23 protein-coding genes, 1 other RNA gene and 1 other annotated feature are annotated in these 25,838 nt (G+C 35.2%); of the genes, 4 read left to right on the top strand and 20 right to left on the bottom strand.

Annotated features, from left to right (window positions below; translation table 11 throughout):
• Positions 1 to 34: 34 nt before the first annotated feature.
• Positions 35 to 706: an RsfA family transcriptional regulator gene (locus tag ABC346_RS12255; RefSeq protein WP_413235110.1), complete on the top strand. Its 672-nt coding sequence runs from the start codon at positions 35 to 37 to the stop codon at positions 704 to 706.
• Positions 707 to 826: 120 nt separating this feature from the next.
• Here the strand turns inward: ABC346_RS12255 and ssrS are convergent.
• The 4 genes from ssrS to ABC346_RS12235 form a co-directional block, all read right to left on the bottom strand.
• A non-coding RNA gene (gene ssrS, locus ABC346_RS12250) (6S RNA) lies at positions 827 to 1,010 on the bottom strand.
• A gap of 76 nt (positions 1,011 to 1,086) precedes the next feature.
• The gene (aspS, locus tag ABC346_RS12245; RefSeq protein WP_413235109.1) at positions 1,087 to 2,862 is read right to left on the bottom strand and encodes an aspartate--tRNA ligase; all 1,776 of its coding nucleotides are present in this window, start codon (positions 2,860 to 2,862) and stop codon (positions 1,087 to 1,089) included.
• The gene (hisS, locus tag ABC346_RS12240; RefSeq protein ID WP_413235108.1) at positions 2,855 to 4,144 is read right to left on the bottom strand and encodes a histidine--tRNA ligase; all 1,290 of its coding nucleotides are present in this window, start codon (positions 4,142 to 4,144) and stop codon (positions 2,855 to 2,857) included. Before hisS ends, aspS begins: the two co-directional genes overlap by 8 nt.
• 58 nt (positions 4,145 to 4,202) lie before the next feature.
• Positions 4,203 to 4,423: a binding site (T-box leader), on the bottom strand.
• 51 nt (positions 4,424 to 4,474) lie between these two features.
• Positions 4,475 to 4,648: a hypothetical protein gene (locus ABC346_RS12235; protein ID WP_413236584.1), complete on the bottom strand. Its 174-nt coding sequence runs from the start codon at positions 4,646 to 4,648 to the stop codon at positions 4,475 to 4,477.
• A 105-nt stretch (positions 4,649 to 4,753) separates the two neighbouring features.
• On the opposite strand from ABC346_RS12235, the gene ABC346_RS12230 reads away from it, so the two are divergent.
• Positions 4,754 to 5,794 carry an N-acetylmuramoyl-L-alanine amidase family protein gene (locus ABC346_RS12230; RefSeq protein WP_413235107.1) on the top strand — a complete coding sequence of 347 codons (1,041 nt, stop codon included), beginning with the start codon at positions 4,754 to 4,756 and terminating at the stop codon, positions 5,792 to 5,794.
• Positions 5,795 to 5,827: 33 nt separating this feature from the next.
• Here the strand turns inward: ABC346_RS12230 and dtd are convergent, their stop codons facing one another.
• The 6 genes from dtd to ABC346_RS12200 form a co-directional block, all read right to left on the bottom strand.
• Positions 5,828 to 6,274 (bottom strand): D-aminoacyl-tRNA deacylase, encoded by a 447-nt coding sequence (gene dtd, locus ABC346_RS12225; protein WP_413235106.1) that lies wholly within the window; start codon positions 6,272 to 6,274, stop codon positions 5,828 to 5,830.
• Positions 6,275 to 6,419: 145 nt separating this feature from the next.
• Positions 6,420 to 8,624, bottom strand: coding sequence for a RelA/SpoT family protein (locus ABC346_RS12220; RefSeq protein WP_413235105.1), 2,205 nt, complete (start codon positions 8,622 to 8,624; stop codon positions 6,420 to 6,422).
• A gap of 317 nt (positions 8,625 to 8,941) precedes the next feature.
• Positions 8,942 to 9,454 (bottom strand): adenine phosphoribosyltransferase, encoded by a 513-nt coding sequence (locus ABC346_RS12215; RefSeq protein WP_413235104.1) that lies wholly within the window; start codon positions 9,452 to 9,454, stop codon positions 8,942 to 8,944.
• Positions 9,444 to 11,762 carry a single-stranded-DNA-specific exonuclease RecJ gene (gene recJ, locus ABC346_RS12210; protein WP_413235103.1) on the bottom strand — a complete coding sequence of 773 codons (2,319 nt, stop codon included), beginning with the start codon at positions 11,760 to 11,762 and terminating at the stop codon, positions 9,444 to 9,446. The genes ABC346_RS12215 and recJ overlap by 11 nt, the downstream gene beginning before the upstream one ends.
• A 284-nt stretch (positions 11,763 to 12,046) precedes the next feature.
• Positions 12,047 to 14,293 carry a protein translocase subunit SecDF gene (gene secDF / locus ABC346_RS12205; RefSeq protein ID WP_413235102.1) on the bottom strand — a complete coding sequence of 749 codons (2,247 nt, stop codon included), beginning with the start codon at positions 14,291 to 14,293 and terminating at the stop codon, positions 12,047 to 12,049.
• Between the two features lie 35 nt (positions 14,294 to 14,328).
• On the bottom strand, positions 14,329 to 14,628 hold the full coding sequence (locus ABC346_RS12200) for a post-transcriptional regulator (protein ID WP_413235101.1): 300 nt from the start codon (positions 14,626 to 14,628) through the stop codon (positions 14,329 to 14,331).
• 115 nt (positions 14,629 to 14,743) lie between these two features.
• Here ABC346_RS12200 and spoVB point away from each other — a divergent pair, with 115 nt between their 5' ends.
• Positions 14,744 to 16,291, top strand: a complete 1,548-nt coding sequence (gene spoVB / locus ABC346_RS12195) for a stage V sporulation protein B (protein WP_413235100.1) — start codon at positions 14,744 to 14,746, stop codon at positions 16,289 to 16,291.
• Positions 16,292 to 16,432: 141 nt separating this feature from the next.
• Here the strand turns inward: spoVB and ABC346_RS12190 are convergent, their stop codons facing one another.
• On the bottom strand, positions 16,433 to 17,728 hold the full coding sequence (locus ABC346_RS12190) for an ArsB/NhaD family transporter (RefSeq protein ID WP_413235099.1): 1,296 nt from the start codon (positions 17,726 to 17,728) through the stop codon (positions 16,433 to 16,435).
• Positions 17,729 to 18,050: 322 nt separating this feature from the next.
• On the opposite strand from ABC346_RS12190, the gene ABC346_RS12185 reads away from it, so the two are divergent.
• A complete protein-coding gene (locus ABC346_RS12185; RefSeq protein ID WP_413235098.1) occupies positions 18,051 to 18,434 on the top strand; it encodes a TIGR04086 family membrane protein in 384 nt (127 codons plus the stop codon).
• Positions 18,435 to 18,553: 119 nt separating this feature from the next.
• Here the strand turns inward: ABC346_RS12185 and yajC are convergent, their stop codons facing one another.
• The 9 genes from yajC to safA all read right to left on the bottom strand — a co-directional run bounded on the left by yajC (position 18,554) and on the right by safA (position 25,733).
• Positions 18,554 to 18,814, bottom strand: coding sequence for a preprotein translocase subunit YajC (gene yajC / locus ABC346_RS12180; protein ID WP_413235097.1), 261 nt, complete (start codon positions 18,812 to 18,814; stop codon positions 18,554 to 18,556).
• 16 nt (positions 18,815 to 18,830) lie between these two features.
• Positions 18,831 to 19,970, bottom strand: coding sequence for a tRNA guanosine(34) transglycosylase Tgt (gene tgt / locus ABC346_RS12175; RefSeq protein WP_413235096.1), 1,140 nt, complete (start codon positions 19,968 to 19,970; stop codon positions 18,831 to 18,833).
• Between the two features lie 14 nt (positions 19,971 to 19,984).
• Positions 19,985 to 21,013 carry a tRNA preQ1(34) S-adenosylmethionine ribosyltransferase-isomerase QueA gene (queA, locus tag ABC346_RS12170; RefSeq protein WP_413235095.1) on the bottom strand — a complete coding sequence of 343 codons (1,029 nt, stop codon included), beginning with the start codon at positions 21,011 to 21,013 and terminating at the stop codon, positions 19,985 to 19,987.
• Positions 21,014 to 21,028: 15 nt separating this feature from the next.
• Positions 21,029 to 21,220, bottom strand: a complete 192-nt coding sequence (locus tag ABC346_RS12165) for a DUF2905 domain-containing protein (protein ID WP_413235094.1) — start codon at positions 21,218 to 21,220, stop codon at positions 21,029 to 21,031.
• A 2-nt stretch (positions 21,221 to 21,222) separates the two neighbouring features.
• Positions 21,223 to 22,227: a Holliday junction branch migration DNA helicase RuvB gene (gene ruvB / locus ABC346_RS12160; RefSeq protein WP_413235093.1), complete on the bottom strand. Its 1,005-nt coding sequence runs from the start codon at positions 22,225 to 22,227 to the stop codon at positions 21,223 to 21,225.
• 16 nt (positions 22,228 to 22,243) lie between these two features.
• Complete coding sequence (ruvA, locus tag ABC346_RS12155) at positions 22,244 to 22,849, bottom strand: Holliday junction branch migration protein RuvA (protein ID WP_413235092.1); 606 nt, start codon at positions 22,847 to 22,849, stop codon at positions 22,244 to 22,246.
• A gap of 82 nt (positions 22,850 to 22,931) precedes the next feature.
• Entirely contained in the window at positions 22,932 to 23,663 is a 732-nt protein-coding gene (locus ABC346_RS12150; RefSeq protein ID WP_413235091.1) for a YebC/PmpR family DNA-binding transcriptional regulator, read from the bottom strand.
• Between the two features lie 77 nt (positions 23,664 to 23,740).
• Entirely contained in the window at positions 23,741 to 24,316 is a 576-nt protein-coding gene (locus tag ABC346_RS12145; RefSeq protein ID WP_413235090.1) for a YhcN/YlaJ family sporulation lipoprotein, read from the bottom strand.
• Positions 24,317 to 24,569: 253 nt separating this feature from the next.
• A complete protein-coding gene (safA, locus tag ABC346_RS12140; RefSeq protein ID WP_413235089.1) occupies positions 24,570 to 25,733 on the bottom strand; it encodes a SafA/ExsA family spore coat assembly protein in 1,164 nt (387 codons plus the stop codon).
• Between the last annotated feature and the right edge of the window lie 105 nt (positions 25,734 to 25,838).

Genomic DNA, 25,838 nt, shown 5'->3' with positions numbered 1-25,838 from the left:
TATTGATTTCTAAAAAAGAGGAGTGAAGATTCAAATGGCAAAAGTAAGACAAGATGCATGGTCACATGAAGATGATTTATTACTAGCAGAAACTGTTCTTCGTCATATTCGAGAAGGAAGCACTCAGTTAAATGCGTTTGATGAAGTTGGTGATAAGCTAAATAGAACTTCTGCTGCATGTGGATTCCGTTGGAACGCAGAAGTACGTATGAAATATGACAATGCAATTGATTTAGCTAAAAGACAACGAAAAGAGAAGAAGAGAGCGCTTAGTGCAGGCATGAAAAAAACGTACAGTACACAACAACCTGCAACATTCTCTTCTAGCATAGAAGAAGTAGAGCATAATGTTTCTCCAAAACCGGTAACTAACTCTACACCAACTATTAATTTAGATACTGTCATACATTATTTACGAGAATTAAAAAAAGACTATCATGCTTCCAATCAATCAAAATCTGCATTGGTATCCATAGAACATGAGAATACATCTCTAAAAACAAAAGTAGAAGAACTACAAGATAAATTAGCGGATACCGAAAAACAACTAGCTACTATGCAAGAAGATTATCAAACATTTATCCAAATAATGGATCGTGCAAGAAAAATGACTGTTTTTAATGATAATGAAAATGGTTTTGTTGCTCCAGCTTTCCGAATGGATAAGAATGGTAATTTAGAACAACTAGCTCACGGTTCAAATTAATAGTAAAGATAAGAGAAACTAGGTGATTTCTAGTTTCTCTTTTTTATATTGTAATAATATATTATGAATAAAATACAAAACTGCCAAGAAAATTTCTTGACAGTCAATTCTATGTATACGCTCAATCCCGATTGTGCCGTCATACTTCAAGCTTTGATCCCGCTACCAGCAGGTGGGTGTCCTGTTTTAAAGATATTGTGCCTCCTACAATTTAGGCTTGCACGCACCTTAAAAACCAATTAAACTCCCAATTTTACAGTTGTTCGGTCAAAATACTTTTAATAGACGAACACATCAGGATGACACGTAGAGTAAATTATATTGTGTGTTCATATTAGCATATATATTTTTTGTAAACAATAGGTCAGCTGAACGATATTTTATTGTTCTTTTTCTACTGAGTTCAATTGAATAGATAATTCATCTAATTGATCACCACTAACACCACTTGGAGCTGCAGTCATCAAATCAGAGGCTGAAGCTGTTTTTGGAAATAGTATGGTATCACGTAGATTCGATCTACCCGCTAACAACATGATAATACGGTCTAGACCAAGTGCTATACCTCCATGTGGAGGTGCACCATATTCTAATGCATCTAATAAGAAGCCAAATTGACTGCGAGCTTCTTCTTCTGAAAATCCTAAAACATGAAACATTTGATCTTGTTGTTCCTTTTGATGAATACGTATTGAACCTCCTCCAAGTTCAAATCCATTTAAAACTAAGTCATATGCATTTGCACGTACACTTGCAGGATCAGTTTCTAATTTATCTATATCTTCTTCAACGGCAGATGTAAATGGATGGTGTGCAGCAAAATATCTGCCTAATCCTTCGTCATACTCTAAAAGTGGCCAATCTGTTACCCATAAGAAATGGAACTTGGATTCATCAATTAGATCTAATTCTTTACCTAGGTGAAGACGTAAAGCTCCTAGACTATCGTATACAACATTCGTTTTATCCGCTACAAATAGCAATAAGTCTCCTGGCTCTACATTTGCGCGTTCACGAATTCCTGCAATTTCCTCTACAGATAAGAATTTTGCAATAGGACCTTTCAATTCACTTTCATCAGCCTTTAACCATGCAAGCCCTTTGGCATCATAAACTTTTACATATTCTGTTAATTTATCAATATCTTTACGAGAATAGTTTTCAGCTTTACCTTTTATATTTAATAAAGCTACCTTCCCACCATTATCTACTGCTTGAGAAAAAACCTTAAAGCCAGAGGAAACTACTAAATCGGAAACATGAATTAACTCTAGACCAAAACGTGTATCAGGTTTATCGGAACCATATCTGTCCATCGCTTCTTGATAAGGCATACGTGGTAATGGTAAAGAAATTTCTATACCTTTCACTTCTTGCATGACTTTTTTCATCATATGTTCCGTCATATCCATGATTTCATCACTAGTTAAAAATGATGTCTCTATATCGATTTGCGTGAATTCAGGTTGTCTGTCTGCACGCAAATCTTCATCACGGAAGCATCTTGCAATTTGATAATAACGTTCAAATCCGCCCATCATGATTAATTGTTTAAATAACTGTGGAGACTGAGGTAGAGCATAAAATTCACCCGGATGTACTCGACTAGGTACTAAATAATCTCTTGCACCTTCTGGTGTACTCTTCGTAAGAATTGGTGTCTCCATCTCCATAAAATCATTGTCATTTAAGAAGTTTCGAATAGATTGGGTTGTTTGATGACGTAATCGAAATGTTTCTTGTAATGAATTTCTGCGCAAGTCTAAATATCTATATTTAAGTCGAACATCCTCAGAAACGTCGGTCTCATCTTGAATTGTGAATGGTGGCGTTTTTGCTTTATTCAAAATTTGAATCGATGAAGCATTAACTTCAATATTACCGGTTTTCATTGCAGGATTGACAGTTGATTCATCACGAGCAACGACCGTGCCATTAATTTCGATTACATACTCTGAACGAATATTCTCTGCTGTTTCCAAAGCCTCTTTTGAATGGTCAGGATTAAAGACAATTTGTATTACTCCTGATTTATCACGAAGGTCAATAAAAATTAACCCGCCAAGATCACGACGTTTTTGAACCCAACCTTTAAGCAGCACTTGTTCATCTATGTTTTTTTCAGTCAGTCTTCCCGCCATTAATCTTTCACTCATTTGTTATTCCTCCATTCAACTTTTCCTTAAATACATCTACCAATTGAGACATGGAAACCTTACTTTGATCACCTGTAGACATTTCTTTTAAAGTAACTTCCTGTTTTTCAATTTCATCATCACCAAGAACAATGACAAACTTAGCTTGATAACGATCTGCAGCTTTTAATTGCCCTTTCATTTTGCGCTTTTGATAATCCATATCAGCTTGTATTCCATTCATACGAAGCTTTTTCACTATCTTTGTTGCCTCCAGCTTAGCTCCATCTCCCATATTCGCAACAAAACAGTCAAGTTGTTGATTAATAGGTAGTGTTATATTTTCAGCTTCAAGCGCCATTAAAAGCCTTTCTAAGCCCATTCCAAAACCAATTCCAGGTGAAATAGGACCACCTAATTCTTCCACCAATCCATTATAACGTCCTCCACCTGCAAGGGTTGTTATTGCCCCAAACCCTTCTGCCTCACTCATAATTTCAAAAGCAGTATGGTTGTAATAATCTAACCCACGCACAAGGTTTGGATCGACTACATATTCAATATCCAAAGCATCTAGATATGCCTTTACATCTGCAAAATAAGCTTTAGAATAATCATTTAAGTAATCACTTATTTTAGGAGCTGTCTTCATAGCAGGATGCTCTCTGTCTTTCTTGCAATCAAGAACACGTAATGGGTTTTTATCTAGACGATTTTGACAGTCATGGCATAATTCTTCCCTGTACGGTTCGAAGTGTTGGATCAATGCATTACGATGCGATTTTCTACTTTCTTGATCACCTAATGAATTAACAACAAGTTTTACCGATTTTAAACCAAGACTTTTATAGATGGTCATTGCAAAGTCCATTACTTCTGCATCCACGGCTGGATCCTCACTACCAATAACTTCTGTGCCAAATTGATTCAACTGACGCATTCTACCTTTTTGAGGACGTTCATAACGAAACATGGAACCGAAATAAAATAATTTAGTTGGTTGATTCGGACTTCCGAATAGCTTATTTTCAACATAAGCTCGAACTACAGAAGCAGTTCCTTCTGGACGTAATGTAAGACTTCTTCCACCACGATCTTCAAAAGTATACATTTCTTTCTGAACAATATCGGTTGTATCTCCTACTCCTCGTTGGAATACTTCAGTATGTTCAAACAAGGGAGTGCGTATTTCTTGATAATGATAATTATGACATATCTCTTTAATTTTATTTTCAGCAAATTGCCATTTTGCTGTTTGCTCCGGTAATAAATCCATAGTTCCTCTTGGAGCTTTCATGCTCATAACCTTACCTCCTTAAGATTATCCGTACATATAAAAAACTCCCGTCCCTTCAATATAAAGAAGGGACGGGAGTTTACCCGCGTTGCCACCCTAGTTGATGTTCAAAAATAGAACATCCGCTTTCACAGTTAACGCCTGCAACACGTTTATACCTACTATATTCGATATAAAACCTCCAGAATGTCTTTCATATGGAGCATATAGGAAATAGCTTCCAGCCAATGACTATTTCTCTCTTTGCTACTGCTTCCAAATTACTTTTTCCTTCAACGGTTGTACGTTCTTATTTGTTTGGAATGTCTATTATAATAATCGCTGTTTGTAAGAATGTCAAGAACGTATTATCTTTTTCTTTAATAATTTCACTTCACCAATGGAAATTCCTAGTTCAGAAGCAATTTCCATATAATTCGAGCTTTCTTCTATTTCCATAAAATGATGAAGATCTGCAGATAATAGATCAGAATTCTGGTTCGCACTCCAATGCTTTTTTTGCACTCGCAATATTGCCACTCCTCAAATAAATTCCTTTTCTACTTCTAGCTTTGCCTAAAATAGTATTTTTTATTATACTGTTAAAAGATAGAGTTCCATTTGGGGAGGAAGATCGTGAAATTAACTAAAATAATTACAACCATTTTATTTACAGTACTGTCTATCTTTGTATTTGAACAATCAGTAACTGCAAACACTGCAATCGTAAATGGAGAAGGTGTAAATGTTAGAAGTGGTCCAGGTTCAGAATACGATAGTATCGGTAATGTAAATGATGGACAATCTTATCCATTAGTACAACAACAAAATGATTGGGTCGAAATTGATTATAACGGTGAGTCTGGCTGGGTTTCACAAGAGTACATAAACATAGAAAGAACAGAACAAGAATATGACGAAATAGATAGTGACTCCGCAGAGACAATGTACAATAATACACATCTAAGATCAGGTCCATCCGTTAATGATGCTATTATTGAATATGTTGATCAAGGAACTATATTAAATATAGTTCACAGCGAGAAAGAATGGCTAGAGGTTGAATACGAAGAATCAACGGCCTTTGTTCATCGAGATTTTGTTACAGATACAACAAAGTTACCGAACAATGACGGGTTTAAAAATAAAACCATCGTTATCGATCCAGGTCACGGAGGAAGAGATGTAGGAGCAATTGGTACCTCTAATACGTATGAAAAAGACTTCACTTTTCTAACCGCTCAAGAACTAGCTAGTGAGTTAACTTATCTTGGAGCTGATGTTCACTTGACAAGAAGCCATGATGAGTTCATTTCTTTAAATAGTAGAGCATCCTACACAAATTTTGTTGATACAGACGCATTTATTAGTATTCATTACAACAGTGTAGCTGACTTACCAGACGTCACCGGGATTGAAACATTCTATTATAGTGATCAAATGAAACCACTTGCTGAATCAGTTCACCAAGGAATGGTTCGGGCATCAGGGGATGAAGATCGTGGTATATCTTATGGAGATTTTCAAATTCTTCGCTTAAGTTTACAGCCATCTCTTTTACTAGAACTAGGATTTATTTCGAACAAAGAACAAGAAGCCTTGCTTTCAACAAATGGTTATCAAAAACAACTTGTAAGTGGAATTCTTGAAGGATTATCCAAACATTTTAACCGATAAAAAATCGCCAGTTTCCGAAAGACTGGCGATTTTTTATCTATCTTTACTATCAATAATTAAAGTTACAGGCCCATCATTGGTTAATTTAACATCCATCATGGCACCAAATTGCCCTGTTTCTACATGTATCCCTTCATTCTTTAAAGAAGTATTGAATGTATTATATAAATCTTCAGCTACCGATGGTTTTGCTGCTTGCATAAAGTTCGGTCTTCTTCCTTTACGCGTATCACCGTACAGAGTAAATTGAGAAACAGAAAGGATACTTCCACCTATATCTTTTAAGGATAAATTCATTTTTTCATTTTCATCCTCAAACACACGTAAATTAGGAATTTTATTTACCAAGTATTGTATATCTTCATGTGTATCTTCATGTGTAATACCTAACAATACTACAAATCCTCTGGATATATTGCCTACAATTTGATTATCTACTGATACACTTGCTTCTTTTGATCTTTGTATAACTACCTTCATGTACAATAACTCCTAACCAAAAAATGAAACTGCATTCCGTGGTGATTTTTGTTCTTCCTATTAGTTAGTACCACAAGGGTATGAACCAAATACCCTTGAACAGAATCGAGTTGTGAATAATTCACTCCGATGAAATATGATTGTTCTATTGCACTGTTCTTGTTACAGTATAGACATCTCGAATTTGTTTAATTCGGTCGACAATTTTTCGCAAATGATTTGTATTATGAATTAATATAGTTAATTGAATGATCGCCATCTTATTTCGATCTGATCTTCCATTTACATGTGTAATATTCGTTTTCGTCTCATTTACTGCTTGAAGAACTTCATTCACTAACCCTCTACGATCGTATCCAGTTATTTGTAAATCAACATGATACTGCTTCCGTTCAGCGTATTCACTTTCCCACATTACATCTATATATCGTTGCTTCGCTTCTTCCGTTTGAACATTTGGACAATCTGCTCGGTGTACTGACACACCTCTGCCTTTTGTGATATAGCCTAGTATTTCATCTCCTGGTACGGGATTGCAACATTTAGCAATACGAACAAGTAAGTTATCTACGCCAGCAACCCGAACCCCAGAATCCTTTTTATACATTCTTTTTATATGTTGGTCTGAATCTGTCTTAACTTCTTCAATAGTTGCTTCTAGATCTTGTTCCTTCTCACGAGATTGTCTTATTTTTTCTGTTAACCTCGTTGCAATTAATGAAGCAGTAATTCCTTGATAACCAACTGCCGCATACATATCATCTTCATTTTGGAAGTTAAATTTATCAAATACTCGATTTAAGTTATCTTGGGTTAAAACTTCCTTAGGATCAATATCATTTTCACGTATTTCTTTTTCGACTGCTTCTTTTCCTTTAACAATGTTCTCGTCTCTTTGTTGTTTTTTAAAGAACTGCTTAATTTTACTCTTCGCTTGTGAAGTTTGTACCATCTTCAACCAATCTTGAGAAGGGCCATAAGAATGTTTGGAAGTCATTACCTCCACAATATCGCCATTTTGTAATTCGTAATCTAATGGCTCCATTTTACCGTTAATTTTTGCACCAATCGTTTTATTTCCTATTTCTGTATGGATTTTAAATGCAAAATCTAAAGGAATCGAACCAGAAGGCAGCTCAATCACTTCTCCTTTAGGTGTAAATACATATACCATGTCTGAAAATAAATCAATTTTCAATGACTCTATAAATTCTTCTGCATCATGAGTCTCACTTTGCCATTCTAATATTTCTCGGAACCAAGAAAGTTTCTCCTCGAAACTACTTTTTTCTCGAGAAGTTTTTCCTTCTTTATATGCCCAATGTGCAGCAATACCGTATTCTGCAATATCATGCATTTCTTTTGTACGTATTTGTACTTCTAATGGATCGCCTTTCGGACCAATTACTGTAGTATGAAGTGATTGATATAGATTTTGTTTAGGCATCGCAATATAATCTTTAAATCGTCCTGGCATTGGTTTCCAATTTGTATGAATAATACCTAGTACGGCATAGCAATCTTTAATATTTTCAACAAGGATTCTTACAGCAAGTAAATCATAAATTTCATTAAATTGCTTTTTTTGTTTCACCATTTTTTGGTAGATACTGTATAAATGTTTCGGCCGACCGGACATTTCTGCTTCGATATTAACTGTGTCTAATTCGAGGGCCAATTCATCTATAACTTCTTGAATATAAGATTCTCTTTCTTCACGCTTTTGCTTCATTAACTGAACAATCCGGTAATACTGCTGTGGATTTAAATATCGTAAGGCAGTATCTTCTAACTCCCACTTAATTGTTGAAATACCTAAACGATGTGCCAATGGAGCGAATATTTCTAATGTTTCATTAGAGATTCTGCGCTGTTTTTCTGGAGCAAGATGTTTTAATGTGCGCATATTATGCAATCGATCTGCAAGTTTAATCATGATGACACGTATATCTTTTGCCATTGCTACAAACATTTTCCGATGGTTTTCCGCTTGTTGAGCTTCTTTTGTTTCGTAACGAATTTTACCTAACTTGGTAACACCATCTACCAACATCGCAATTTCATAATTAAAAGCTTCCTCTAATTGTTCTACTGTTACATCCGTATCCTCAACAACATCATGTAAAAATCCAGCAGATATCGTTTCTGAATCCATCTGTAAATTTGCTAATATGCCTGCAACTTGAACTGGATGGATAATATATGGTTCTCCAGATTTCCGAAATTGATCTTTATGCGCATCGGAAGCAAATTCATATGCCTGCTCTATTAATGCAATATCATCATCAGATAAATATGTTTTTGCCTGTTCTACTATATCCCTTATCGTTATATTTTCATCTTTTGCCATGTAATCACCTTTACTTGCTGTATATTCATATAAATTATCAAATTGAGTCATTTGTTAAATAATATCAATTATAAATCTTTTTGATACATACTGTCCAACTATAAAGTAAAACTTCATTCAGTGGGATTTTGCTCTTCCCCGCTGAATATCGGCTGAACAAAATTAATCATTTACTGAACAATTTATCCCACTACTTATCCTCTTTGGTAAACTTCACAGTCTAAAAGTGTGCTATTACTGCTCGTTACATGAGGGATAAAATTATAAAGAAGTAGGTCTGACAATTCAATGGCAATGTCAGACCTACCGTTACAACTTTAATATGTCATTAAAGTTAATACATCATATCCTTCTAATTTATCTTTTCCATCTAAGTATCCTAATTCAACAAGAAATGCACAGCCAACAACGATACCGCCTAGTTGCTCAACTAATTTAATCGTAGCTTCTATCGTTCCACCTGTTGCTAGCAAATCATCTGTGATGAGTACGCGTTGACCTGGCTTAATAGCATCTTTATGAATCGTTAGTACATTCTCACCATACTCTAATCCATAATCTACTTTAATTACTTCTCTAGGTAGTTTGCCTTCTTTTCGTACTGGAGCAAAACCTACTTCAAGTGCATATGAAACAGGACAACCAACAATAAAACCTCTAGCTTCAGGACCTACAACTAAATCAATTTCTTTATTTTCAGCATAGTTTACAATTTCATCTACTGCTGACTTAAATGCTTTTCCATCAGCCATTAAAGGAGTAATATCTTTAAATTTAATACCTTTTTTAGGCCAATCTTCTACAATCTCAATATAATTTTTAAATTCCATGTGTTACTTCCTCCCTTGGATTTTCCAAATAATCCATGCATCCCATAAACCATTTTCTTAAATCCTCATAATTTGAATAATATAGTTGTTTTTCTATTTCAGACTGTTGCTTACGTGATTGATAAACCGTTGATTCTGATAAATCCTTCTTAGGTGGCTTATCTAATGCCGTTATTTTGCCATCTTCTATTCTAACAAAGCCTAGATCTGAAAACACTTCAGACATAAAATTAATTTTATCATCATTCCAGCCCTTGTGCTGTTTTAACGGTTCTATATAAGAATGAATGTAGAATGAGCCCTGTTTTTTAATTAATGCATAGTACCAAACAAATTCTTCTCTGCTTGGAAACGCAAATAGATAATTGCTTGATTCGACCTCATAACAAGCTACAATTTTCTTTGGTTGAAAATAATTAATCACATATTTTAAATCATCTAAATGCTTGGGAAGTTCATATATATAAACAGTCTTGCATTTATCATACTCATCAATAATATCTCTATTATAACTCACTCGACTGACTTCACTTACAAGATTTTCTACTTGATTACTAATGATGATTGCATCCTCTTCAAAACGAGGAATAATATTTTCTCTACGTTTACCTCGAAAATCAAATAACTGCCACTCATCTATCTTCATATCCTGTATCATTAATTGCGCGGTCTGGTTACCATTCCATTCATTTATTGATAATTCTCCAGCAAGTTTTATCGGTGTTTGTGGGGCAATTTGATTATAGACATCCCCCCATCCAAAACCAATAGCATCCATACGAGTAGAACTTTTACGAAATTGCATTTTCAAATGATTCTTTTGACTCCCAATTCGCTTTATGTCTACAGGGATTTCTTTAATTTGAAAAACAGGCTTCGGGTTTTTCATCCCAAAAGGAGCAAGTTTTGATATATCACGTATTAATTCTAAATTGATATTTTCTATATTTAATTGCCCACTTATTTCCAATTCCTGTTTTAAATCTTCTTCATCAATTTCGTTAGTTAATATATGATCAAGTTGAAATTCTAACTTATCTACATTTTCTATTGGAAGGGTCATGCCTGCAGCTTGTGAATGTCCACCAAAGTGTGTAAACAAGTCTCTCATTCGCATACATCCTTCGAATAAATCAAAGGCAGGAATACTACGAGCAGAACCTTTAACAACTCCTAATTCAGGCTGAGTTGATAGCACAATTGCTGGCCGATCATATTTTCGAACAAGGTGTGAAGCCACAATTCCTAGAACACCCTGATTCCAGCCTTCATTAGAGACCACAATAATTCTTCTCTCTGGTTTGGAACTCACAATCTGATCCGCTTCACTAACAATACGTTGAACAACTTTTTTTCGTTCATCGTTTATTTTATTAATTTCATTGGCCATCTCCATAGCTGATTCCATATCTTCTGTAAGAAGTAATTCAACTGCTAAATCAGCATCCTGCAACCTTCCAACAGCATTAAGTCGCGGGCCAATGGAAAACCCGATTGACTGCTCATCTAAATCCTCTATTTGGCATACTTGAATTAATGCTTTTAAACCAATATCCGTTGTAGCTCGTAATTCCTTTAACCCATAGTAAGAAAGTACTCTATTCTCATCGAATAAAGGTACTAAATCAGCGATAGTCCCAATTGCGGCATACGATAATAACTGGGATGGAAAATAGCCTAGCAGAGCTTCCGCAAATTTTAAAGCTACTCCAACTCCGGCTAATTCTTTAAACGGATAACTGGGAGAACATTTTGGATGTATTATCGCAAAGCATTCAGGTATATTGGTTTGAGGTTCGTGATGGTCAGTAATAATTAAATCCATACCCAGTTCATTTGCAATATTTGCTTCATGAACAGATGTTATACCAGTATCTACAGTAATAATCACATTGTACCCTTGGTCAGATGCCATACGAAAAGCAGATTCATTTGGGCCATACCCCTCCGTAAATCGATTAGGTATATAGAAGTCGCATTTAGCCCCTAATTCAGCTAATGCTTTTAACATAACTACTGTTGAACTTACACCATCTGCATCATAATCACCAAATACTAAAATCTTTTCTTCATTTTGTATTGCTTTATGTACTCGTTGAACCGCTTTTTCCATGTCCTTTAAAAGAAATGGTTGATGAAGATCATCTATTTGCGGGGATAGAAACCGTTGCACCTCTTCATTTGTAGTTACACCTCGTTGAATAAACAACTGCTTCAATAAGGGAGATATATCTAGATCTTCTAGTAAAGAACTTTTATCATCGTCTATTGGCTGATTATATCTCCATTTCATTTTACTATCTAACATACGTTCACCCCTGACTAATCTATTATACAAAAGTAAGTCAAGAGGAGCAAATAGATTGCAATTATTCTTAGCATCTATCGACTCAAGCAGAAACAACAATCCACTTTAAAAAAGCTGTTTTCTGCTACTCAAAACCTTATAACCCCAGTCTTGTGAAAATGCCGCCAGTAATGAAAATCAAAAAAAGTTACATTCACATTTGCACACAATATATCTTAGCATCTTAAAATATATAGATATAGAAAAAGACTCCATATTCCTTTTAGAAAATGGAGTCTAAATTTTTATACTTGTGGTCCTTCTACTTTTTCTTTTTTCCTAAAATCTACTGGTTTATCTTTAACCGTGCGCCCTCTCCATACTAGCCAAAGTTGTGCTGCAAAGAATAAAGAGGAATACGTACCAGCTAGTAACCCGACTAGCAAAGCAATCGCAAAACTCCAAATAGACGAAGCACCTAAAATCAGGAATGCTAGTACAGCAAGAATTGTTGTCAATGAAGTATTCATGGTTCTGGTAAATGATTGTACAATACTCCTGTTAACTACTGCGGCTAACACTTTAAAGGATTTCACTCGTTTTTCACGACGAATGTTTTCACGAATTCGGTCAAATATAACAATTGTATTATTGATCGAATACCCCACAATAGTTAATATTGCTGCGACTATCGTAATGTTAAATTCAATTTGAGTTACACTGAATAACACAAGCATCAAAAATACATCGTGTAATAGTGCAATGACCGCAGTAATACCAAAGAAAAATTCAAATCGAATGGTTACATAGGCTATCATAAAAATAGATGCTATAGCCACTGCGTAAATTGCATTTTTAACTAACTCTTGTCCTACTATTGGAGATACGACACTGACACTTGGTTCTTGACCATAAAGTTCATTAAAATGCTGTTGAACTTCATCAACACCTGATTCATCAAGGACGGTGTCAAAACGTGCAACTGCAATTTGATTATTTTCGCCTGATAAATTCACGGAGCTAACTTCATGACCAAGTTCTGCAAATTGCACTTCCACCTCTTCGGCAGTTAAAGACTGATCAGCAACCACTTCTATTCTGGAACCACTTGTAAAATCCACACCAGGATTTATTCGGAAAATACCAATTGCTATCGCACCGACAATAACAATAATTGACGTTGTAACAAAAAATTTCTTGCGATGTTTGACAAAATTGATGGAACGTCCAAAAATTTTCGGTTCTTCCTCTGCTTTTGCAATGTCTTGAATTTGTGATTTATTAACACCCAGCCATGCTTTGCGGTTTTTAAGAAATCCACTTTGCACCCATAATCCTAGTAATAATCGTGTTCCAAGAACTGCTGTAAGGAAGCTCAAAATTATACTAATGATTAACATCGTAGCGAATCCTTTAACAGAACTTGTTCCGAAAATAAACAATACACCAGCAGCAATTAAAGTCGTTATATTCGCATCTAGTATCGTTATAAACGAATTTGAATTACCTAATTTAAAGGAAGCTTTCACGGATTTTCCTAATCGAAGCTCTTCTTTTATTCGTTCAAATGTAATGACATTGGCGTCAACCGCCATCCCGACACCAAGTATTAACGCAGCGATACCCGGTAATGTTAAAACTCCATTTAACATTTCAAAAACTAAGATTACCAAATATATATATACTACGAGATTAATTGCAGCAATTATTCCAGAAAAACGATAGAAACCAATCATAAATAAGATAATTAAAGCTACACCGACAATCCCCGCAAAGACTGTCTCGTTTAATGCCTGTTCACCAAATTGTGCACCTACAGAAGTTGAAAATATTTCAGTCATATGTACAGGTAACGAACCTGAATTGATAATATCTGCCATTTGTTGTGCAGAATCAACTGTAAAATTACCATTAATCATTACATTACTAGAATTAATGGGTCCATCTACATTTGGAGCAGATACATATTTGGGTTCAGCTTTTGCCGCTTCTTCTTCAAAAGAATCACCTTCTTGGTAATCCATCCAAATAACTAATCGGCTATCTTCCATTTCACTAATTTCAGTGGTAACATCCCCAAACTTAGATCCATCTTTTAATTGCAAAGTAACGATGGGGGCATTTGTATTTGGGTCAAAGTCTTGCTTTGCACTTCCTTCTACTAAATCGGTACCATCCAAATACAAATTATCATTGACATCACGGAAGGTTAGATGCGCGGAAGTTGATAACATTTCCCTAGCTTCTGCTTGATTATCTACTCCTGCTAATTGAACGCGAATACGATTATCACCTTCGATATCAATTACAGCTTCACTGATTCCGAGCCGGTTTACTCGGTCATTTAATGTTTGTACTGTTCCTTCTAGTAAACTTTGTGACACTTCTTGAGATGAATCAACCGGTTCTACTTCATATAAAACTTCAAAACCACCTTGCAAATCAAGCCCAAGATTTACATCTTTTGTGATATTGGTAAACGTTGTTCCAATTACTCCTGCCAAAACTAATACAACAAGAAAAAAGGCAACGATTCTACCTCTTTTTTTCATCGAATCCATTTCCTCCTTCATATGTAGTACGATTATTATTCTGCATCTGCATTGTTCTCTGTCAATGCAGCAATAGATGCCATCAAGTCCTCATTTTGATAGGAAGACATGGTTAAATAGCTTAAGTAAATGTTTGAACCTAGGTGAAAAATATCCTGCACAACTTCATATAGACGTTTTTCAGGATCTCCTTTCCAAACCTTTTCTTTTAAGCATCTCCAAACATCATCCACTGTAGCTTGTGAATACCCTAGCATTTCTAGCTCTTCCGCCTTGCTTTGTAATGCTGGAATAATGGATTGTTTCCATTCATCTACAGTATGCTTCATTTCCATTTTATCGCCACCAATTCCATTAATAGATAGGAACAACTGTCATGCTTTGTCCACCTAATTGCATATATATCATTGTATATCAATTTTAAATATTTGAGAAGGCAGGTCGACAATTATGACCAAACAATCATTTCTACAAGGAGCTATAATATTAATTGTAGCTGGAATGATTACCCGATTTATGGGATTTATTAACCGTATTGTTGTTGCAAGATTAATGGGAGAAGAGGGTGTTGGACTATATATGATGGCATTACCAACTTTATTTCTGGTAATGACATTAACACAGTTCGGACTTCCAGTTGCTATTTCAAAACGGGTTGCGGAAGCAGATGCGCAAAATGATCAAAAAAGAATTAAGAAAATAGTCGTTGTATCGTTAGCAATTACTCTATCTGCTAGTATTGTCTTTACCGCAATATTAATACTTCTTTCTCCTTTAGTTGCATCAACATTGTTAACAGATGAACGCGTAATGGTTCCACTTATTGTAATTAGTCCCATTATTCCAATAGCAGCTGTATCAGCAGTATTACGCGGGTATTTTCAAGGAAAGCAAAATATGACTCCTCAAAGTGTAGCTCAAGTTATCGAACAGGTAGTAAGAATTATATGTGTCGCTATATTTATTCACCTCCTTCTTCCTTATGGAGTAGAATATGCAGCTGCTGGAGCAATGTTTAGTGTTATTCTTGGTGAATTCATTTCATTACTGTATATGGTTCGTAAGTTTAAACGAAAGCGAACCATTAAAGTAAGGAATAATTTTTTTAAAGCGTTAGCTGAAGGAAAACAAACTGCAAAAGACTTATTTTCTATCTCCCTACCTACCTTGGGTAGCAGAATGATTGGTTCTTTCTCTAACTTTTTAGATCCAATTTTGGTTGTTCAAAGTCTTGCAATTGCCGGAGTAACAGCTACAGTCGCTACGAAGCAATATGGTGAGCTCACCGGTTATGCGATGCCATTATTATTTCTACCAACATTTATAACAAGTTCTTTATCTATTGCCCTTGTCCCTTCTATAGCAGAAGCAGAAGCGAATAAACAAATGAGTATGATTCATAATCGAATTCATCAATCAATACGTATTTCTTTTGCATCTGGAGCAATTTCAACTGTTGTTCTTACGATCTTCGCTACAGAGATACTTACCTATATGTACGGTACAAGTTCTGCAAGTAAATTTCTATTGTTGATGGCACCTTTTTTCATATTTCTTTATATACAAGCTCCCCTACAATCTGCACTACAAGCACTTGATTTAGCTAGACCAGCTATGTGGAATAGTCTTATTGGTATGGGGATGAAATTTATAGTAATGATTTTATTTGCATCCAATCCTTCATTTGGCATATTAGGTGCTGCTATGGCAATTTGTGCAAGTGTCGTAATTGTCACTCTGCTTCACTTAGCCGTATTAAAGAAAAATATTAATTATATGATTCCATTTATTGACTTTGTAAAGATGATTGTCTTGATTATTGTTACATTTGGAATCGGATATGCTTTGAAACAAATCATACCTAATCTTGACGGGCAGATAATAATTTTTGGTGCGTTATTGATGGCATTGCTTTTGATATATATCCTATTGTTATTTATATTAAAATTTATTACAAAACAAGAGCTTCAACAAATACCTATATTCAGAAAAAAGTAACCCTTTCTAGTCACACGTTTTAAAACATGGAAAACAAAAATAACGAACAATAGTTGGATTTGACATGCTTACCCTTAAAGCATGCACATTCAAATATCCTAATTATTGTTCGTTATTTAATTTCATTCAGTGATCACGTATTTACATATTGGTATACGGTAATAAATAGCGAAAATAAATATATATGGAAGAAACAATTAGTGATATAAATACGATTATCAATCCAAATTTCATAAAACGAAGGAAAGATATTTTTTCACCTGCAGTCTCTGCCATCCCCGCAACAACAACATTTGCTGAAGCACCAATTAACGTTGCATTACCTCCTAAACAAGCTCCTATTGCTAGTGCCCACCAAATTGGGTCTAAATATATCATTCCATAAGATTCAAATTCTTGAATTACTGGAATCATAGCTGCAACAAATGGAATATTATCAATAAACCCAGAGAAAATCCCAGACATCCATAATATAAGAATTGTAGTCGTTACATAGTCCCCTTCTGTAGTTGCAACTAAAAATCTTGCTAGTTCATCAATAATACCAACCTGTTCTAACCCACCAACAATAGTAAATAAACCAATAAAGAAAAATAATGTTACCCACTCTACTTTAGAGAATACTTTTTCTGTATGTAAATCTTTTTCTGTAAGCAGTAGAAGAAGAATAGCCCCTGATAATGCAATAGCAGTCATAGAAACATGTACAATTGAATGAAATATAAAACCCGTTATGGTTAGCAATAATACACTTACAGATTTATATAATAAAGGAGAGATTAGTAATTTTTCCTTTGCGTTCAGTTTCGCTATTTTCTCAACTTCTGGTCGTGCTTCCTTTAAAGATTTTCGAAATATAACTAACAAGAATAATAGCTGGATAACAAACATTATTATTGCCACTGGTGCTGTATGTTGAAGAAATGATAGAAATGTAAAATGATCGACAGCTTGTCCAATCATTATATTTGGAGGATCACCAATCAATGTTGCAGAACCTCCTATATTTGAACTAAAAATGATCATTAATAAAAAGGGAAACAACGGTAAATTTAATAATTTCGTTATTTGAATCATAACAGGTACAAAAATTAACACAGTTGTTACATTATCTAGAAATGCTGAACCAATAGCCGTTAGAATACCAGACCCAATCAGTAAAGCAATCGGATTCCCCTTTACTTTTTGCGCAAAACGAATTGCGATAAATGTAAATAGTCCTGTTTTTTCAGTAATTGAAATGAGGACCATCATAGAAAATAATAATGCAATTGTATTCCAATCAATATACTGCGTAAATACTTCATCTATCGTATATACCCCTGTTAATATTAGCAGAGTTCCTCCTGCTAGTGCGATAATTGCTCGATTTACTTTTTCCGTCATAATAAATATATAACTTACGATAAAGATAATTGCTGTAAGAATTACTTCCATATTTTTTATCCTCTCGTTACAAATATTTATTTATTCCGTATGTAACTGGCAATAATACCCCACAGAGTAAATTTTCACACTTTATACCGTGATAAGGCGACAACAAAACTCCGTAAAATACTAGAAAAGAAGGTAATATGTTCATGAGAGTATCATTCGCTAAGTCTTACCAAACGTCGTCAGTAATTAATCCACCTATTGAAGGAAGTCCCCTCTATAACACTATATGCAAAGATAGAATGAAATATCTTCTTCTAAATTGAATTCTTAGGAATAAACTGTATTAGATGAGGACAAACACTTTCCAAAGGGGGATAATGGTTTGAACAGAAATCAATGGACTGCGTTGTTATATGGATGGGTAGCTTTATTTGGCATTCTAATCATATCCAGTTTAATTCTTGCTTTGCTTCTTAATTTCACAGAATTTAGTGAGTCAGCTTTAAGTTTAGTTACTTTAATAATTGGTATTTTAGCTCTATTCATTGGAGGATTAATTGCAGGATTAAAAGGAAAAACTAAAGGATGGATGATTGGAGCTATGATTGGGGTGGGTTTCACATTATTAATATTTTTAGTACAATATCTAGGTTATCAACAAGGATTCACATTAAAACAGTCTGCTTATCATAGTCTTTATCTAGCTGTTGCACTTCTAGGTGGTATAATAGGTGTGAATTTATCTGGCACTACAGAAGTTGAATAAAAATAAAGGAATTAAAAAAAGCTAATGTTGATGTATTTGCCCTTTTAAAGCGCAACATCGTCATTAGCTTCTTTTATCTTCCCATAACTACATCATATGTATATATGGGCTAAGTGAAATTAGTCTTGTTTAACTTCACGAATAGCATTACGATCGTAAGTTAACTTCGTACCTTCTTGTGTAATTAAAACAATCGTACCTTCATCTAATGCATGGATTTTAGCGTGCAATCCACCAATAGTAATGATATCATTACCTTTTTCTAAATTATCCTGCATTTGTTTTACTTGCTTTTGACGTTTTTGTTGTGGACGAATAAGTAGGAAATAAAAAATCGCAAACATTATTATAATCCACATAAATGGCATAATAGCCTCCATCTACCTCAACTCCTTTCTAAAAGTTCTTTGGATTAGTTTTGTTTAATCCATATTGTTCAAAGAATGACTCTTTGAAATCACCAAGTCGATCTTCTTTTATAGCAGTTCGGACTTGCTCCATTAATTTTAACAGAAAATGCAAGTTATGATAAGTCGTAAGTCTGAACCCGAGTGTTTCATTACATTTTATGAGATGTCTGATGTACGCTCTTGTATAATTTTTACAAACATGACAACTACAATTCTCATCTATCGGACTAAAATCTCGCGCATATTTAGCATTTCTAACTACTAATCGTCCATTTGACGTCATGCATGTACCATTACGTGCAATTCTAGTTGGTAATACACAGTCAAACATATCAACCCCACGAATAGCTCCGTCTATAAGTGCATCTGGCGAACCAACCCCCATTAAGTAACGAGGTTTATTCGATGGGAGAAGCGGTGTTGTAAATTCTAATACTTTATTCATTACATGTTTTGGCTCCCCAACAGAAAGTCCACCAATGGCATAGCCAGGAAAATCTAATGAAACAAGATCTTCTGCACTTTGCTTTCGTAATGCTTCATATTCGCCACCTTGGACAATTCCAAACAAACCTTGGTCATTGGGACGTGTATGTGCCTGTAGACATCTTTCCGCCCAGCGTGAGGTTCTTTCTACCGAAGATTTCATATACTCGTATTCTGCTGGATATGGAGGACATTCATCGAAAGCCATCATAATATCAGATCCAAGAGCATTTTGAATATCCATTGCCTTTTCAGGAGATAAGAAAAGTTTCTCACCGTTTAAGTGATTACGGAAATGGACTCCCTCTTCTTTTATTTCACGCATATCACTCAGACTAAATACTTGAAAACCACCTGAATCGGTCAGTATTGCACCATCCCAATTCATAAATTTATGCAGTCCACCTGCTTCACGTATAATATCTTCACCTGGCCGTAACCAGAGATGGTAGGTATTCGATAATATAATATTTGCTTCCATGGATTGCAAATCTTCAGGACTCATCGTTTTAACTGTAGCCAAAGTCCCTACAGGCATAAATGTTGGTGTATCAAAGGAACCATGAGGAGTATGAACTCGTCCTAATCTTGCTCCTGTTTGTTTATCCGTCTTAATCAATTCATACGTTATAGGATTCATTTTATTCTTCCTTTTTATAAGATTAACATAGCGTCACCAAAACTAAAGAAACGATACTTCTCTTCTACAGCTTCATTGTAAGCATGAAGGATTGCTTCTTTACCAGCTAACGCACTTACCATCATAATTAATGTTGATTTAGGTAAATGGAAATTTGTTATTAAACCATCAATTGCTCGGAATTCATATGGAGGATAGATAAAGATATCTGTCCACCCTCTAGTAGCAACAAACTTACCATTATTGTCGCGCGCAATCGTTTCTAGTGTGCGAGTAGAGGTAGTTCCTACAGTGATAATTCTCCGACCTGTTTCCTTTGCTTCATTAAGTGTTGCTGCTGTTGCTTCCGACATGGAATAAAACTCTGAATGCATATCGTGTTCTTCAACTGAATCAACACTAACTGGTCGAAACGTACCGAGTCCTACATGTAGTGTGATAAACACAATACTGACACCCATAGCCTTAATATCTTCTAATAGCTTATCTGTAAAATGTAACCCTGCAGTTGGCGCAGCTGCAGAACCTTTCTCTTTCGCATAGACAGTTTGATATCTATCTTGTTCAGGCAATTGTTCTTTAATGTATGGAGGTAGTGGCATCTCACCTAACTGATCTAAAATTTCATAAAAAATACCTGTATAAGAGAAGGTCATTATTCGTCCACCGTGATCTTTATAGTCAATACATGTCGCTTTTAACTCCCCATTACCAAAAACAATTTCTGTACCAACTTTTACCTTTTTAGCTGGTTTAACGAGTACTTCCCATGTATCTCCTTCTTCTTGGTGTAATAGTAAAACTTCTATTTTTGCACCAGTGTCTAATTTCACGCCATATAATCTTGCAGGTAGTACTTTTGTGTCATTTAATACCAAACAATCTCCCTTTTGAAGATAACTAGTAATATCTTTAAAATGACGGTGGGTTATTTCACTAGTCTGTTTATCCAGAACACATAAACGTGAAGATGTACGATCCTTAAGTGGCGTTTGTGCAATTAATTCTTCTGGTAAATCAAAATCAAAATCTTCTATTTGCATGTTTATCTCCTTCATTTAACGAAATCTTCCAATGATAAACATAATCAATGTCAGTATGATACTAACAACGATTGAGGTTACAATTGGAAAATGAAATGTAAAATTACCTTTATTTATTGTGATATCCCCGGGTAATCTGCCAATAAACGTCCACAGAATACCAATTATGATAAAAATAACTCCAATGATAATAAACATTTTACCCATGTTTAGTCTTCACCAGTCCTTTTTATTCCTAAATGGTCATACGCCTTAGACGTAATGACTCTTCCCCTAGGTGTTCGTTGGATAAAACCAAGTTGTAACAAGAAAGGCTCATAGACTTCTTCAATTGTTTGTGATTCCTCGCCAATAGTAGCTGCAATTGTATCTAAACCTACCGGGCCACCATGAAATCCTTCAATAATTCCTTTAAGCAATTTATGATCAACATGGTCTAAACCTGCATCGTCTACTTGAAGCATCTGCAATGCTTCTTTTGTTGATTCCAGACTTATTTCCTCTTCTCCTTTTACTTGAGAAATATCTCTCACACGTTTTAAGAGCCTATTAGCAATTCGTGGTGTTCCCCTTGATCGTCTAGCCACTTCAATAGCTGCTTCTGAAGCAATCGGCATGTTAAATATATCTGCAGTACGCTCTACAATGTTGCACAAATCCTTTATTTCATAATACTCGAGGCGGCTAAGTACTCCGAACCTATCTCGCAAAGGAGCACTTAATAATCCGGCTCTTGTTGTAGCTCCTACTAGCGTAAAAGGAGGTAAATCAATTCTTACAGACCTTGCACTCGGACCAGAACCAATAACAATGTCAATAAAGAAATCCTCCATAGCAGCATAGAGCACCTCTTCTACTGATCTAGGGAGTCGATGCACTTCATCAATGAATAGAACATCTCCTGGCTCAAGGGATGACAATATTGCTGCTAAGTCTCCCGCTCTTTCAATAGCTGGGCCGGAAGTAGAACGAAATTGAACTCCCATCTCATGAGATATGATGGATGCTAAGGTCGTTTTCCCTAAACCTGGCGGACCATATAATAACACATGATCTAACGGTTCTTCACGCATTTTAGCTGCTTGAATAAAGATAGTTAGGTTTTCTTTTACTTTATCTTGTCCAATATATTGAGAAAGTGTGGATGGACGCAGACTAAATTCTATCTCTACATCTTGATCTTGAAGTTCTCCGTCTATCATTCGATCATCCATTTATTCTCCCCCCTTCCTATTTTGCTAATAATGCCAATGCTTTTCGAATAGCTTCATCTATACTTAGTTCACCATTTTCTTTTTTCAAATGCGGCAGAACTTGCTTAATTTCTTTATCCGTATAGCCTAATGCTTTTAGTGCTTCCTTCGCTTCAGAGAACACTTCATTATCACTGACATTAATGTTACTATTTTTCTGCTGTTCATCTGTTATCGAAAGCTCGCTTGTTAATTTTCCTTTTAAATCAAGGATAATTTGTCTTGCTGTCTTTTTACCAACACCAGGAAAACTAGTTAAAAACTTATCATCCTCATTTTCAACTGCAGAAATAAATCCTGATATATCCACTCCTGCTAAAATGGCTAAAGCTCCCTTTGGACCAATGCCTGAAACAGATATTAGTTTTGTAAATAAGTATTTTTCATCTTTATTTCGAAATCCAAACAGAATTTGTGCATCCTCTCGCACATGATGATAGGTTTGTATATGTATTTGCTGATTTAATAAATCTTGAAAAACAAAAGGATTTGGACACACTATTTCATAACCAATTCCACCTACATCGATGATAAGCGATTCATCCCCTAAGGAAACCAACGTCCCTTTAATATATGCAATCATATTTTCATCCCCTATTTAATTACATAAAAGAATGAATAAACTTCTATTTCATTATGAAATAGAAGCTTAAACATTCCATTAACTAATTTCTTTCTTCTAAATTATGATGGATATCTTGAACGTCTTCACTTTCCTCAAGCGCATCTATTAACTTCATCATCTTCGCTTCATCTTCTGAAGATAATTGATTGTAGTTCTGCGGGAATAATGTCACTTCAGAGTCAGCTAAGGTATATTCATTATCTTCTAGATATTTTACAACTTGTTGGAAATTTTCCGGTTCTGTATAGAGTTCAAAAGCACCCTCTTGTGGAACAACATCTTCCACACCTGCTTCTAAAGCATCCATAGTAATCGTATCTTCGTCTAACGTACCCTCTTCATTTTCAATAACAATATATCCTTTACGATCAAACATAAATGATACACTGCCATTTTCCCCAAGGTTTCCACCATTTTTCTTGAAAGCATGTCGTACTTCAGCAGCAGTACGGTTCTTATTATCAGTAAGAACATTAACAATTACTGCGACTCCACCTGGTCCATAACCTTCGTAAGTTATTTCTTCATAGGTTGCTCCATCAAGTGAACCTGTAGCTTTTTTAATGTTACGATCAATATTGTCATTTGGCATATTATCAGCTTTTGCTTTATCAACAGCTGTACGCAACGCAGCGTTTGTATTTAAATCCCCGCCACCTTGCTTAGCTGCAAGATATATATCTTTAGCATGACGCATAAAAACTTTACCTTTTTTGGCATCTTGTGCATTTTTACGTTTTTGTATATTTTTCCATTTGGAATGACCAGCCATAAGATCTTCCCCTCTCTTCAAACTCTTTTTTTACTATATCAAAAAAAGCCTAATTGGAAAAGGGATAAAGACTTCTATCATTCATTTGTGTTTAACTGAAATATATCTTCAAATAAGCTCTCCACTTGTTCTCCGATTTCTTCTGCCTGGAGCCTGGAGTCCAAGTTTTTCATGCGGTCCCATTGTACATCATCCGTATAAACAATAATTTCTTTATTCGAATCTTCAAGTTGTCTTTCAATATGCTTAACTAGTTTATCTCCAGTATCTGGACTTGCATGTTCTTTTAATATCACTCCGACTACAATACGTTCTTCCGTAGATGCTACTTGTGCTTGTACAACGTCGACACGATTTCGCAATGACTCCGTCAATCGAATAGACTCTTCATTCGTGAAAGCATCCGTATAATGATTTGCACGAGTTTCATTTACACCATATTGTCTACTTTGAATATAACCACCTTGTTCTCCAATTGATTGTTGATTAGAATCTTCCATGTCTTGATCTTCAAAGTGAATTGGTTGTACAGATTCTGATTCTGTACGATTATTATTTTGCAGATCGCTAGCAGTATTATCATCCGTACAACCCATTAATACTGTTCCGAGAACTACGACGGATATGAGCAAATTAGAATTATATATTCTCATCATAAAAACCTCCCTTAAACTTATTTTGTATAAGGAAGGTTCTTTTACACAGTTAAATATAGGTAATTTCGAGGGAAATCAATTTGTCCCTTCAAAACGATGTTATTATCAAAAAAGTCAATTGGTGGATAAACTGCCTGGAAATGTTCGTCCTGTTCAAAAAATCTTCAGGTCATGCCCATGTTTTGGAACATTTAGTGGCGGAAGAACGAAAACCCGCCACTAAATAAAGTTTTACTATATTCATTTTTCTTTACGAGGATGAATTTGGCGATTGAGGGTAAAATGGTGGTTTTGGATAAACTGAACGATGTTGACTATCTATAAATTGTGCAGGATATGTTTGTTGAGAATTTGTTGGAACCTGATGTGGTTGAGCATTTACTTGCTTATGCTGTTGGTTTGGCTCAGGTTTATTTTCATTTCTATTTTCACCACTATTTACAGAAGGCAGTGTTCCTGGATATTGTATAAAATTATTTTCATTTATCGGTCTGTCAAAGCCTTGAACCATTTGTCCTTGATTCATATTAGGGAACATCCAATTCATATCCTGACCATTATTCATAGAAGCATCTGTATTATTTTGTTGTTGTCCATTCATCCAATTTTCTGTTGAACCAAAATTCCCCTGCCACATTCCATTATTGTCATTGCCTTGGTATCCAGCAAAATTCATTGCGGAATTATTTTTTCCTCCACATCCACAATCTCCACCATGTGTTGCTCCTGGATGAAATCCATGACCCGGATGCATCATAGGCATTGGTGCAAAGCAAGGGTCAAAACATGGTGGCGGTGGACATGGAACAAAATAGACCGGGCCCATATTTGGCGGACAAGGCATCGGTGGACAAGGTACTTGAATTGCCCCTGGTGGACAGAAATCCTCCACTGGTTTTTCCTTTGGCTTCTCTTTTGGTTTTTCTTTTGGTTTTTCTTTGGGTTTTTCTTTTGGCTTTACTTTAGGTTTTTCCTTTGGCTTTACTTTAGGTTTTTCCTTCGGTTTCTCTTTTGGCTTTTCTTTTTTAACTTGTTCTTTCGGTTTTTCTAAGATCGGCATACTTGGCATCGAAGGCATTGCAGGCATCTTAGGTTTTGTTTGCATTTCTTCTTTTGGCTTTTCTTTCTTATACTCATCTTCTTTAACTACAGCAATAGGTGTGGGAGATTGATCCTTATAAGGATGTTGGGTTTCTTTTTTTGTTTCCTTTTTTGTAGTCTGTTGCGTCTCTTTTACGGATGTTTCTTTTTTAACTTGCTTCGCTGAACCTGGTATTTTTATTTTCATCCCTGGCATTATTTTTTCTGGGTTTGATAACTGTGTATTTACATCTTTTAATTCTTGAAAATCAACTCCATACTTTTTGGATAACTTCCACAAGGTATCTCCCTTTTGTACAATGTGTATTTTCAAAATGAACGAACTCCTTTCCCTTCATTTCTGGGCTGGGCTAATACTCTATATCAGCATATGCACTAGAAATAAAAAGTTGCATATATGGAAAAAGCAGTTCTTTAT

This window comes from Oceanobacillus phoenicis (genome assembly GCF_047238145.1).
Taxonomy (GTDB): Bacteria; Bacillota; Bacilli; order Bacillales; family Amphibacillaceae; genus Oceanobacillus.
Note: the sequence above shows the minus strand (reverse complement) of the source record. Positions and strands in the feature narration are given on the sequence as shown.